This window comes from Pleurocapsa sp. PCC 7327, assembly GCF_000317025.1.
GTDB lineage: Bacteria > Cyanobacteriota > Cyanobacteriia > Cyanobacteriales > Microcystaceae > Hydrococcus.
In genome coordinates this window covers 2,990,700-3,003,078 of record NC_019689.1, presented here as the reverse complement: position 1 = coordinate 3,003,078, position 12,379 = coordinate 2,990,700, and the positions used below count along the sequence as shown (strand labels likewise).

10 protein-coding genes and 1 pseudogene are annotated in these 12,379 nt (G+C 44.2%); 7 read left to right on the top strand and 4 right to left on the bottom strand.

Features of this window, described 5'->3' with window-relative positions; all coding sequences use genetic code 11:
• Nucleotides 1–9: 9 nt before the first annotated feature.
• Complete coding sequence (locus PLE7327_RS22740) at nt 10–510, top strand: hypothetical protein (RefSeq protein WP_015144362.1); 501 nt, start codon at nt 10–12, stop codon at nt 508–510.
• 5 nt (nt 511–515) lie between these two features.
• The gene (locus PLE7327_RS22735) at nt 516–2,507 is read left to right on the top strand and encodes an ABC transporter substrate-binding protein (RefSeq protein WP_015144361.1); all 1,992 of its coding nucleotides are present in this window, start codon (nt 516–518) and stop codon (nt 2,505–2,507) included.
• A 6-nt stretch (nt 2,508–2,513) separates the two neighbouring features.
• Here PLE7327_RS22735 and PLE7327_RS13460 read toward each other — a convergent pair whose 3' ends face one another.
• Complete coding sequence (locus PLE7327_RS13460; protein ID WP_015144360.1) at nt 2,514–3,917, bottom strand: anthranilate synthase component I; 1,404 nt, start codon at nt 3,915–3,917, stop codon at nt 2,514–2,516.
• Nucleotides 3,918–4,007: 90 nt separating this feature from the next.
• Nucleotides 4,008–4,883 carry an energy-coupling factor transporter transmembrane protein EcfT gene (locus PLE7327_RS13455; protein WP_015144359.1) on the bottom strand — a complete coding sequence of 292 codons (876 nt, stop codon included), beginning with the start codon at nt 4,881–4,883 and terminating at the stop codon, nt 4,008–4,010.
• Between the two features lie 281 nt (nt 4,884–5,164).
• On the opposite strand from PLE7327_RS13455, the gene PLE7327_RS13450 reads away from it, so the two are divergent.
• From PLE7327_RS13450 to PLE7327_RS13435, 4 genes are read left to right on the top strand one after another with little or no spacing between them, the layout of a single operon-like run.
• Nucleotides 5,165–5,920, top strand: coding sequence for a WecB/TagA/CpsF family glycosyltransferase (locus tag PLE7327_RS13450; protein ID WP_015144358.1), 756 nt, complete (start codon nt 5,165–5,167; stop codon nt 5,918–5,920).
• Nucleotides 5,921–5,971: 51 nt separating this feature from the next.
• On the top strand, nt 5,972–6,874 hold the full coding sequence (locus PLE7327_RS13445; protein ID WP_015144357.1) for an XrtA system polysaccharide deacetylase: 903 nt from the start codon (nt 5,972–5,974) through the stop codon (nt 6,872–6,874).
• Between the two features lie 29 nt (nt 6,875–6,903).
• Nucleotides 6,904–8,022 (top strand): radical SAM protein, encoded by a 1,119-nt coding sequence (locus tag PLE7327_RS13440; RefSeq protein WP_015144356.1) that lies wholly within the window; start codon nt 6,904–6,906, stop codon nt 8,020–8,022.
• A gap of 20 nt (nt 8,023–8,042) precedes the next feature.
• Nucleotides 8,043–8,663 carry a class I SAM-dependent methyltransferase gene (locus PLE7327_RS13435; protein WP_186005321.1) on the top strand — a complete coding sequence of 207 codons (621 nt, stop codon included), beginning with the start codon at nt 8,043–8,045 and terminating at the stop codon, nt 8,661–8,663.
• A gap of 204 nt (nt 8,664–8,867) precedes the next feature.
• On the opposite strand, the gene hpnH is transcribed toward PLE7327_RS13435, so the two are convergent.
• Both hpnH and purM read right to left on the bottom strand, forming a co-directional pair.
• Nucleotides 8,868–9,884, bottom strand: a complete 1,017-nt coding sequence (gene hpnH, locus PLE7327_RS13430; protein ID WP_015144354.1) for an adenosyl-hopene transferase HpnH — start codon at nt 9,882–9,884, stop codon at nt 8,868–8,870.
• Between the two features lie 164 nt (nt 9,885–10,048).
• Nucleotides 10,049–11,077 carry a phosphoribosylformylglycinamidine cyclo-ligase gene (gene purM, locus PLE7327_RS13425; RefSeq protein ID WP_015144353.1) on the bottom strand — a complete coding sequence of 343 codons (1,029 nt, stop codon included), beginning with the start codon at nt 11,075–11,077 and terminating at the stop codon, nt 10,049–10,051.
• A gap of 973 nt (nt 11,078–12,050) precedes the next feature.
• On the opposite strand from purM, the pseudogene PLE7327_RS26620 reads away from it, so the two are divergent.
• A pseudogene (locus PLE7327_RS26620) lies at nt 12,051–12,332 on the top strand (septal ring lytic transglycosylase RlpA family protein); the annotation flags it as partial.
• Nucleotides 12,333–12,379 lie beyond the last annotated feature (47 nt).

Here is a 12,379-nt window from a genome sequence, read left to right as displayed (position 1 = left end):
GCGATCGCTATGGGTAAGCTGGTTATCCTCCAAATTGGCGATGGAAATTTTGAAGCAGGATTTCCTGTCATTGTGCAAATTGGTGAAGAGGGAAAACAGAGCGATCGCAACTTTCATGGAAAACTCCCGCATCATCCCGAACTTCTCCAATGCTATCGGGACTGGCAAGATGCCTATTACAACACTCCCACCATTCGCAATGCAGGGATTCGTAACCCTCGCCTTGAGATCCCCCCACAGATAACTAACCATAGCGAGCAAGATTTTAAAAAAGCAGCACAAACCATTGAAAACGAGATGAAAGCGTGGCTGGATACGCCAGAGATTCGGGAATTGCGAGATAACGTGCTAGATGCAATTAGACCAGAAGAGACGGCACGGATTATTATAGCAACCCAAAATCGGGATCTCTGGAAGCTACCTTGGCACTTGTGGGATTTATTTAAGCGTCGTCCCAACAGCGAACCTACCTTCAGTACGGCTAGTTATGCGAACCCCAACCTTTCTTGACTCTCATGAGGATCGTCTCCTTAGCCTTCAAAAAGCCAGCCAAAATAGCCTTGAGAAATCCAGTCAAAATCCTAGTGATTTTTGGCAACAGTGAAAATATCGATCTAAAACCAGATGAGGAGTTACTTGCTAAGTTAGAAAAACGAGGAGCAAGAATTACTCCCCTCACTCAGCCTACCCGTAGAGAACTCAGGTATAGATTATCGGAGCAACGGTGGGATCTACTCTTTTTTGCGGGACATAGTTATTCGGAGAAAGAGGGAGAGAGTGGATTTATTCAGCTCAAAGAAGGCGATAGTATCTCTCTAAAAGAGTTAGAGAGCGACTTGAGCCAAGCCGTTAGAAATGGCTTAAAATTGGCGATTTTTAACTCTTGTGACGGTTTAGAAATAGCCCGGAATCTAGCCAATTTTCGGATTCCTTATGTCGTTTTTATGCGAGAACCCGTCCCCGATCGCGTAGCACAGCGATTTTTAGAATATTTTCTCTTTCGCTTTTCTAGTGGGGAATCTCTCGATCTATCCGTGCGATATGCCAGACAACGCTTGCAAGATGAAGAAAGGGAACACCAATTACCTTGTGCGAGTTGGCTGCCTGCCATTTATCAAAATCCAACCGCACCTACTTTAAGATGGCTCGCACCCACTCCTAGAATCCCAGTAGGAGTCGCGATCGCATTGCTTGTCAGCATAATTCCTCTAAGTGTAATAATCTACAAAAGAATCTATCTTTCTATCCCCCATCGCATCAGTATGGGAGAGGAAATTTTAGTCAGGGAGAATGTCACATCCGAGAAGAAAAAAGGCGTAAAAGCTTTTGAGGAAAAAGATTTTGCCCGCGCTGCCTCCGAGTTTAAAGCATCCCTTCAAAAACAGCGCAACGATCCAGAAACGCTGATTTACCTTAACAATGCTCGAAATGGCGACAAAAGCAGCTACAGAATTGTTGTCAGCGTTCCTATCGGTAGCAACCTCGACGTAGCGCAGGAGATTTTGCGAGGCGTGGCGCAAGCGCAAAACGAGATCGATCGAAAAGGAGGGATTAACGGGAAACCTTTACAAGTAGCGATCGCCAATGATGAAAACAACCCCGACCTTGCCAAACAACTTGCTAGCACTTTTATAGAAGATCCTCAATTCTTAGCCGTCGTCGGACATAATGCCAGCGATGCCTCAGTTGCTGCCGCTCCGGTTTACGATCGGAGCGGTCTAGTCATGATTAGCCCTACTAGCTTTTCTGATAAGTTATCCTCTAGCGGGGATTATATCTTCCGCATGGTTCCCACCATCCGCTTTTTAACCGATACTTTGTCCGATTACATCATCCATACCGCTCACAAAACTAAAATTGCCGTTTGTTCGTCTAGAGCTGCGGTTGATAATGAATCGTTTCGCAATCAATTTATTAATAGCTTCCAAGCAAAAGGCAAGCAATATATTAATGTTAAATGCGATTTTGACGATCCCCAATACAATCCTGAAGAAAAAATCTTAGAAATCGTCAGTAGTGGTGCCGATAGTCTCCTGTTAGCCCCTCACGTCGATCGAATCGGCAAAGCAGTAGAGATGGCACGAGCCAATCAAGGACGCTTAACCCTTTTTGGCAGTCCCACTCTCTATACCTACAAAACTTTAAAAGAAGGTCAGCAAGCCGTCAACGGCATAGCTTTGGTTGCCCCTTGGCATCCCGATGCACTGCCTTATAACGCTCCTTTCCGCAAGCAAGCGCGACAATTGTGGGGTGGAGAAGTGAATTGGCGCAGTGCGCAAGCTTACGACGCGACAATGACAATTACTGCCGCCTTACAACAAAGTCAAACCCGTGAAGAACTGAAAAACGCTCTCAAAGACAGAACTTTTTCGGTTGAGGGAGTCACGGGAACAATTAGGTTTTTGCCATCGGGCGATCGCCAATTTATCCCAGGAAGCGGTTTAATTGCAAAGGTTAAACCACTTCCTAAAACTTTAGGCTACCAGTTTGTTCTTCTACCTCGTTGATAGGCTTCATGTTGGAGGAGAACTAGCCAATTTCAGAGCAGCCAACTGAGCTTCTGCCTTGTTGAGCGATTCGTACCATTCCCTTTCGGGATCGCTGTCAGCCACGATACCCGCTCCAACTTGCCCCCAAACGGTTGCAGGAAGAGAAGGCGAAGGAGAGTTATATAAAAGCGTGCGAATGAGGATATTCAAGTCGAGATTGCCCCGTCGGTCTAGATAGCCGCAAGATCCGTAAAACAAATTGCGACGAACGGGTTCGAGTTCTTCGATAATTTCCATACAGCGAACCTTGGGACATCCAGTAATCGTACCGCCAGGAAATAAGGCACCAATGAGATCGACAGTATCGCGATCGCGTTCTAAAGTACCGCTCACATTACTAACGAGATGCATGACGTGGCTATAGCGTTCGACAGTCAACAGTTCGTCAACGCGAACGGAACCCCATCGGCAAACCCGTCCGAGATCGTTGCGCTCTAGATCGACGAGCATCACGTGTTCGGCTCTTTCTTTGACATTAGTCATTAATTCCCCAATTAACTCGCGATCGCGTTCGTCGCTAGTACCGCGAGGACGGGTTCCCGCGATCGGTCGCGTTTGCGCTTTGCGTCCTTGCAATTGAATCAATCGTTCGGGAGAGCAGCTAATAACTGCCCCCCAGGGAGTTTGCCAATAACTGGCAAAGGGAGATGGATTAATAGTTTGTAAGGTTCGATAAATCGTCCAACTATCGACATTGGTGAACGTTTGAAACCGCAGAGAAAGATTCGCCTGAAAAATATCTCCTACCTGAATGTATTGCTTGGCTTTTCTGACGGCTTGCTCGTAATCTGTTTGGTCGGATAGGAATGAGAGAGGATAGGGAGACGGCGTGAGCAAGGGAGGGGGAGAGGGGGAAGGATTTGAGTCGAATTGATTTTGTAGGCGATCGAGGTCATCTAGATTGGTACTGGCCAGCCATAAGGTTTGTTTCCAATGGTCGAGAATAGCAAAGGAATCGGGTTCGTACCAATAGGCAACGGGAAAAGGCAGGGAATCGTCTTTGAGGTAGGGGAGTTTTTCGATTTCCCAGGCTAGATCGTATCCCAGCCAGCCCAACCAACCTCCTGTAAAAGGCAAATGTTCCGGTATTTCCCTTTCTTTTGTCTCTTTTTGCAGAAGACGGCGAAGAAAAGGCAGGATTTTACCAATGGGCGGCGTCCACGATTGCAGTCTGCCCTCGACGAGACGGGGAGATCCCGCACAAATAGAATAGCGAGATAAAGGAGAGCGATCGCTAGAGGGTTTAGCCGGACTTTCTAAAAGCGTTGCGACTGCGCCCGAACGATAAAATAACCGCTCAAAAACCTCCGAACCCGTTCGCTTTCCTAATGGTAGCCTTCTCCAATACCAAGGTAATAACTGCTTCATCTGTCATTAGTCATTAGTCATTAGTCATTAGTCCTTTGTTTTAGGATTCAGGAGTTGGAAGATAACTGGTCACTTGGTTACTGATAACTGTTACATTCCTCCCCACCTCAATCGCGCCCACCAAAAGGGAATTAAAGCAAACAAAACAAACCAGTCAACTCGCCTCAAACGGAGTTGATGCCACTGGACGCGATGTTTGTTCGGACTGGTAAAACCTCGCACTTCCATTGCCACTGCAATTTGTTCGGCACGCAAGAGGAGATTTTCTAGCAGCCGTTCGACTACCACCAACCATACCTTTAAACTGCGCTTAACTCCCAGTTTTTTCCAATTAATTGCCCTAGTCCGAATCGATCGCGCTAAATTTTGCACTTCTTCCAATACCAGGGGAATAAATCGCAACGATAGCGTCAAGGTTAGCATTATCTCTGTTATAGGTAATTTAGAGCGGCGGACGGGTTCTAGCAACTCTTCTAGTCCGGCTGTAATTTCTTCTGGTGCAGTGGTAAGTAGATAGAGATTGGTACTATAAATCAGCGTAAAGATCAAGGTACTCGTCCGCACTGCCAATTCCAAAGAACGGCGGGTAATAACAAACCGTCCTCTCTCAAATAAGACGTAATGATAATCGGTAGGCTGAGGCAACTGGAGATTGCTATCGGGAAGTCGTGGCTGAGAAGTTACTCCCAAGCCATCGGGCACAAAACAGGTAATGATAAATACTAAAATACACAGCGTCAGCAACCAGCCCATTTGCTGTCGCCAAACCCGCAGGGGAATTGCCGCTAAAAGCGTTAATAGGATCAGTACCCCTACGATCCCCAATCGCCACCAGGGATTGGCTAATAAGGGCGCAGCTAGAAATGTCATCAACCAGCCAAGTTTTACCCTTGGATCGAGTCGATGCATCCAGGTTAGGGGTTTTTCTAAATAAAGTCCTATGGGGAGCGAACGTAGTAAGTCCATTGATTAAGTCGATCCGTTATTATCGAGAATCGCGATCGCACTGTGCGAGTATCTTTACTAGTTTGGGTTAATTCGATTAGAAATTTAGACTAATTGCAAACTATATAGAGAGCGACTAGAAAACGTTGCATTGATGAATTTTTGTTAATTTTTATCAATCTATCTGTGAGTCTTATGTAAGTTTAACGCTACGGATACTCAATTCGCAAACCTCAACCGTCTATCTATCTGTTTCCTATTGTTTTTAGCAAGCGATCGAAAACTAAAGGTTTTCCAAAACAATGAGTAAAGTTAATATTCTCAATATTTCTCTTGACAATATCTCAACCAAGGAACTTCTTAAAAAACTTAGTCTAGAAGGAGGTATAGTCTTTACTCCCAATGTAGACCACCTGATGAAACTACAAATCGATCGAGAGTTTTATGAAGCTTACAATCAAGCTGATTATCGAGTGTGCGACGGTCAAATTTTAAAGTGGTCTTTAGATTTTTTGGGGATTCCCATCCAAGAAAAAATTTCTGGTTCCGATCTTTTGCCTGCTTTTTATTTTGACAATAAACAAAATCAAAATATCAAAATTTTCTTACTGGGAGGAGCAGAAGGAGTGGCTCAAAAAGCTCAAGAAAAAATCAATGAAAAAGTCGGCAGAGAAATTGTAGTTGCCGCTTGCTCTCCATCTTTTTGCTTTGAAAAAAATGAAGAAGAATGTCTTGAAATAGTCAATGCGATCACTCGCTCTGAAGCAACAGTTTTGGTTGTAGGAGTAGGGGCGCCCAAGCAAGAAAAATGGATTATTAAATATAGAAATAAGCTCAAAAATATTAAAATATTTTTAGCAGTTGGTGCAGCCATTGATTTTGAAGCGGGTCACAAAAAAAGAGCGCCAAAGTGGATGAGTGAGGTAGGGCTAGAAACTCCTTATAGATTATTCAGAGAACCCAAGAGACTTTGGAAAAGATATTTAGTAGAAGATCCTCCCTTTTTAGGTCTAGTCCTCAAGCAAAAATTAAACCTTTATAAAAATCCTTTTACTTAAAGAATTTTTCAGATAAAATTTTCTCTAAAAAATAGTTGAGTTTTAAAAGACATGAAAAGCCAAAAGATAGGAGTAGAATTTCAGACAAAAAATAACATCAGCAATATCCTGACAATAGATGTTGAGGACTGGTTTCATATTTTAGATCTTCCATCACTTCCTCCACTTAAAACCTGGGTAAAACTGGAAAGTCGAGTTGTATCTAATACGATTTTTATTTTAGATTTACTAGATAAATACAAAACCAAAGGAACATTTTTTGTTCTAGGATGGGTTGCCAAGCATTTTCCAGATTTAGTTCGGGAAATTGAAAAACGAGGTCATGAAATTGGCAGCCATGGTTATAGTCACGAACTGATTTATCATTTAACGCAAGATCGCTTTCGACGCGATGTTAGCTTATCTTTAGAATATCTTTCTCGAATTACTTCTCGACCAATTCTTGGCTATCGCGCTCCCGGTTTTTCCATTGTGCCCGAAACTCTATATGCTTTAGATATTTTAGTAGAATTGGGTTTTTATTACGATGCTTCAATTTTTCCAATGAAGAGAAATCATGGTGGTTTTCCAGGCTTTTCAGAAGAAGAAAATTGGATTACTACCCCTAGAGGAAATCGAATCCTAGAAATTCCAGTTACTCCTATCAATTGGTTGGGTAAAAAAATTTATCTTTTTGGAGGCGGATACTTTCGTCTAGCACCCTACCCGCTGATCGAGCAAGCAATTACTTACCTCAACGATCGCGGAAAATCTGTATTAGTCTATCTCCATCCGCGAGAATTTGATGTCAATCACCCTCGATTGGCAATGAGTTTAACTCGTTCTTTCACAACTTATGTCAATCTCGAACAAACTCGCTCAAAATTTGAGCGTGCGATCGCGCAATTCAAATTCAGTAGTATTGAAAAAATCTGGAAGTTATTTTCCAGCGATTCCCAATTAATAGCCAGTTAATTTAAAAGAATTATTTTGAAACCAAAACAATGGAATTAAAACATTTAATCAAGCTAGCAACGCGCCATATCACTCATACAATTCCCGAAATGCTATATCTAAAAACGGGTTACGATCTGACTAAACCCTTAGCAATTCAAGGTATAGTTAACGAGCGATGTAATTATAAATGTCGCTACTGCAAATTCTGGCGTTTAGAGAATTACAAAGATGAAATGACCATTCCGGAATGGCAAACAGCGCTGTTGAGTCTGAAAAAATTTATTGGCTCTTATGTCATTCAATTTGGTGGTGGCGAACCGTTTATTAAAAAAGGATTTGTAGACTTATTAGAATTTTGCTACTCCCATGGAATCGACTGGGGAGTTATTACCAACGGTTCAACTTTCGATCGCCAGACGGCTAGAAGAGTAGTAGCAGCGCGTCCGGTGAATTTAGATATCTCAGTTGATAGCGCAGATTCAGAAATTCACGATTTTGTGCGAGGAGTGCCTGGTTCCCTGAGCAAAATCGAGCAAGGAATCGGTTTTTTGCGAGAAGAACGAGATAGACTGGGATTGAAGTTTCCCATCCGCATCAAACCCACAGTCCATCGCTACAACTTTCGCTACCTGCCGGAACTAGTAGAGTGGGCGCAGCGCGTGGGGGCAACGACAATTGACTTTGCTCCCGTCCGTCCAGCTTTCGGTCTTGCCGAAATAGAAACGGAACTATGGATTCAGGAAGAGAGCGATCGCGAAGTCTTAAAACAAGTCATCGAGACTCTAATTGCCATGAAACAGCAAGGAGCTTCCATAGAAACCAACGATGCCAAACTTTGCTCCTTTATCGACCATTTTCGAGGCAACAAAGTCTATCACGGCGTTTCACCTTGCCGCGTTAGCTTGCGGGACTATCACATTCGCACCAACGGCGACGTTATTTCGTGTTGGTTTTACCCGCCGCTTGGCAACATCAAAACCCACAGCGCCCGCGAGATTTGGTATGGCGAACAAGCTCGACGCTTGCGCGCTCAGATGATTGCCTGTACCAAATTTGGCGAAGTAGATTGTGCTAACTCATGCCTCTCTCACAGAACTCTCGCTCAGAAGCTCGAACTGGGCATGCTATTTCTTCGTCGGGCAACGACAGTCCTTAAAGGGTCATGATTAGAGCGATAAAACCTCGAATGCAACGCCACTGGCGCAAACGTCGCATGGAGGCATTCATCGAGTTAATGCGCCTTAAACAAGGAAGCAGGATTATCGATCTCGGCGGATTGCCGGAATTTTGGGAGACAATCGCGCTCGATCTCGATATTACTTTGTTAAATTTACCGGGAGTATTGGCAGGAGAGCGAGGAGCGTTTACACGCCAATACCAATTCGTTGAAGCCGATGCCTGCGAGCTTTTAGATTTGGCAGACAACAGTTTTGACATCGCATTCAGTAACGGAGTCATCGAACACGTCGGTTCCCTAGCGCGACAAAAAGCCTTCGCCAAGACAGTGCGCCGATTGGCTCCTAGTTATTGGATTCAAACCCCTTCGATGTGGTTCCCGATTGAGGCGCATTGTAACCTTCCTTTTTGGTGGTTTTATCCACCAAGTCTCAAAAATGCATGGATTCGTCGCTGGCAAAGGCAAGGACAGGAATTCAAGTGGAAGCAGATGAGCGAAACGCAGGTGTTAAGTCTGGGGAGACTAAAGACTTTATTTCCCGAAGCCAAAGTCTATACCGAATACGTGGCAGGATTTCCTAAGTCCTATTCTATGTATGTTCCGATACAAAAAGAGCGATCGCGTCAGTAGTGCGAGCGTCTCGCTCGCTTGGGATTATACCTGTGCGCGGTCAGATTTGTTCTTTTACAATCGCTCTTTCCCTCTCCCGTCTCCCTTGCTTGGGATTATACCTGTGCGCGGTCAGATTTGTTCTTTTACAATCGCTCTTTCCCTCTCCCGTCTCCCTTGCTTGGGATTATACCTGTGCGCGGGCAGGATGCCCGCTCTACGGCTTTAACTTCCAAACACGCTACTAATCGCCCGTCCCATATTTTCTGGTTTCAGCGCATCCATGGCAGCGGTGGGTTCGTAACCGCAATGTACCATACAATCCGCACATTTGGGATTACCGCTAGCGCGACCGTAATTTTCCCAGTTAGTTTCTTCTAAGAGTTTCTTAAACGTCTTATAGTGACCTTCATTGAGGAGATAGCAGGGTTTTTGCCACCCCAAAACGCTATAGCTAGGACTTCCCCAGGGAGTACACTCATAATCCTTCTCGCCCATGAGAAAATCCAAAAATAGGGGATTGTGATTGAAGTTCCACTGCTTTTTGCCTGTCTTCCAGGGGGAAAGAATTTCTCGAAATAGCGCCTTCGTTCGTTCCCGCACCAGAAAATGCTCTTGGTCAGGTGCCCATTCATAACTGTAGCCTGGAGATATCATCATTCCATCAGTCCCGAGCGTTTCGAGAAAATCAAAAAATTCTTGCATTTTTTGGGGATCGGCACCTTCAAACACCGTCGTGTTAGTTGTGACGCGAAATCCTTTGGCTTTAGCTGCACGAATGGCACGAATAGCGGTATCGAAAACCCCCTTGCGATCGACGCATTTATCATGCTGTTCTCGCAAACCGTCTAAGTGAACGCTAAACGTGAGATAGGGAGAAGGCTGAAATTTATCGAGGCTTTTTTCTAGCAATAGGGCATTGGTACAGAGATAGACAAACTTTTTGCGATCGCACAACCCCTTGACAATTTCGTCAATCTGTGGATGCAGTAGCGGTTCTCCTCCAGGAATGGAAACCACAGGCGCACCGCATTCTTCCGCCGCCGCGAAACATTCTTCGGGGGTTAGATTTCGTTTGAGAATTTCTGGTGGATGCTGAATTTTCCCGCAACCCGAACAAGCTAGGTTGCATCGGAATAGAGGTTCCAACATTAAAACCAACGGAAAGCGCTTACGCCCTTTCAAACGCTGGGTAACGATATATTGCCCCACTGCTAAAGCTTGTTGCCATTGAACGGCCATAAGTCTCCTCTCACCTCTATATGCCGAGTCATTATATACGGTCGAACAAGAAAGAGGAGAAGAGCTTATACCAATTTGCAATTCACAATTAACAATTAACAATTCGCATCGAGCATCTGTAGCGCTCTTTTTTAGAAATAGTATAAAGCGCGATCGCACTCCCCTTAATACGACAATCCCAGAACTTCTCCAGTTCCCTCAACAACCTCGCCTATGCGATAAGCAGCAATATCTTTTGACTCAAACCAGTTTAAAGTATCTTCAGCGCGATCGCGCGGCACGATAACGATAAAACCAATACCCATATTAAATGTATCAAACATCGCCCGATCGTTGACTTCACCCACTCGCGCCAACCACCGAAAGATGGGCAAAATTTCCCAACTGTTGGGATAAACCTGCACCGATTGACCTCCCTTCAGGCAACGGGGTAAGTTTTCCGGTAATCCTCCCCCCGTAATATGTGCCATTCCATGAATCTCGATTCCAGTACGAATGGCTTCCAAAACGGGTTTTACGTATATTCGTGTAGGAGTTAACAAAACCTCTCCTAAACTTTGCCCTCCTAGCAAATCCGGACGGAAATCCCAATCCAATCCTTGAGTCTCAATAATTTTTCTCACTAAACTAAAACCATTGCTGTGAACCCCTTGACTTGCCAACGCGATCGCAACATCCCCGATTTTGACCTGGGAACCGTCTAAAATCTGGCTTTTCTCTACAATTCCCACGCAAAATCCGGCAAGATCGTATTCTCCTAGCTGGTAAAAACCGGGCATCTCAGCCGTTTCTCCCCCCAGAAGGGCGCATCCGCTCAAACGACATCCTTCTACGATACCAGCAACGACTTCGGCAAGTTGTTGGGGGTTGAGTTTGCCTGTTGCCAAATAGTCAAGAAAAAATAGAGGTTCTGCGCCAGAGGTAAGAACGTCATTGACGCACATGGCGACTAAATCGATGCCAATGGTGTCGTGACGGTTTATCGCTTGGGCGATTTTTAGTTTAGTTCCAACGCCATCGGTTCCCGAAACTAAGACGGGTTCTTTGTACCCAGAGGGCAATTGAAAAAATCCGCCAAATCCCCCCAATCCCCCTAATACTTCAGGACGATAGGTACTTTCAACGCCTTGACGAATTTTTTCGACGAAAGAGCGTCCTGCTTCTATATCTACGCCAGCTTCTCGATAATCCATAGAAACAGAAATCCTTAATGATAGATGATTCTCCATCATTTATGCTAAAGAGATTAGGTGTTTAGCACAAGTGCTACCGATTGATAGAGCTAAAATATAAAATTTTTATAAAAAATTAAGAGCAAGCGAAATAAAAATGCTCTAGTAATACTACTTTTTATCAAAAAAGTCAATCAAGTATTTTGATTTTTAATCTTAAAAATCACTAATGATTAGAATTTTTGTTCTTTTTGATAATATTTTTGCCTCCTAACTCCATTTTACCCCTGTAGTTACACGGGCGATCTAAAACTTTTTGCAGCGAAGGCTAAAACCGGGATCGTCTTATCCGGCAATAGTTTTAGTAATTTTTTGGCTGCTTATTCTTACTAATGTCAAGGTCTGTTAACGATTTAAGTAATACGAAATCGACAAAACTCCAAAACATACCGCTTCTAATTTTAGTTTGTCAAGCTTTATTTAAAGTTTCAATTTAAAACATAATAAATGATTTAAATGATGGCGATCCCTGCCGAGAAATTCATGGTAATCTATATCAGCTTTAAATAATGCAAAGCAAATTTTGTGAGGAGCGATCGTTGGCAAATGAATAAATGTTCCCATGAATTTAATTTATTTAATTTGCCAACTTACTGAACAAATGGAGCTTATGAATCAGAAATTCTTGGGTAAGATTACCACGACGGCATTCGTAACAATCTTAGGAACAACTACGTTCCTAGGTAATTCGCAAATTGCGGCAGTAGCTTCAAATATAGATTCAACTGAGCGCGATCGAATTTCGGAAACAACTGAAAAGGCGGGCGCATCAGATGAGATAATCAAACCCTTGTCGCAAGCTGTCACCCTTGGCGATCGCGCCACCGCAGTAATAATCTTTCTCGATTCTCCCGTGAAAGAGAAAGACGGTACTCAAGTCAAATCCAAGCCGAGTAAGACCGCATCCGCGCAAGCGGGAGTCAAGCAGATGCGAGGCATGGCATCTTGGTACGGGCCAGGCTTTCACGGACGGCAGACAGCCAATGGCGAACGCTTCAATCAAAACGATTTAACCGCAGCTCACCGCAGCCTGCCATTTGGGACGAAAGTTAGAGTGACCAACATGAACAATGGTCGCTCGGTTATCGTTCGCATTAACGATCGCGGTCCTTTTGTGGGCGGACGAGCGATCGACTTATCTGCTGCTGCCGCCAGGGCAATCGGACTCCACCGTAGCGGCGTAGGTCCAGTCAACCTCGAAATTCTCGGACAGTAGTTGGGCGAGATCCAAATGAGTAGGGACTGGTAAGCTAAAAACTGGGG

Bases quoted from the DNA above. Each gene is read 5' to 3' on its own strand.
- purM (WP_015144353.1), bottom strand. From the start codon at position 11,077: ATGGATTATCGAGAAGCTGGCGTAGATATAGAAGCAGGACGCTCTTTC.
- hpnH (WP_015144354.1), bottom strand. From the start codon at position 9,884: ATGGCCGTTCAATGGCAACAAGCTTTAGCAGTGGGGCAATATATCGTT.
- PLE7327_RS13445 (WP_015144357.1), top strand. From the start codon at position 5,972: ATGAAAAGCCAAAAGATAGGAGTAGAATTTCAGACAAAAAATAACATC.
- PLE7327_RS13440 (WP_015144356.1), top strand. From the start codon at position 6,904: ATGGAATTAAAACATTTAATCAAGCTAGCAACGCGCCATATCACTCAT.
- PLE7327_RS13450 (WP_015144358.1), top strand. From the start codon at position 5,165: ATGAGTAAAGTTAATATTCTCAATATTTCTCTTGACAATATCTCAACC.
- PLE7327_RS13460 (WP_015144360.1), bottom strand. From the start codon at position 3,917: ATGAAGCAGTTATTACCTTGGTATTGGAGAAGGCTACCATTAGGAAAG.
- PLE7327_RS13455 (WP_015144359.1), bottom strand. From the start codon at position 4,883: ATGGACTTACTACGTTCGCTCCCCATAGGACTTTATTTAGAAAAACCC.
- PLE7327_RS22735 (WP_015144361.1), top strand. From the start codon at position 516: ATGAGGATCGTCTCCTTAGCCTTCAAAAAGCCAGCCAAAATAGCCTTG.
- PLE7327_RS13435 (WP_186005321.1), top strand. From the start codon at position 8,043: ATGCAACGCCACTGGCGCAAACGTCGCATGGAGGCATTCATCGAGTTA.
- PLE7327_RS22740 (WP_015144362.1), top strand. From the start codon at position 10: ATGGGTAAGCTGGTTATCCTCCAAATTGGCGATGGAAATTTTGAAGCA.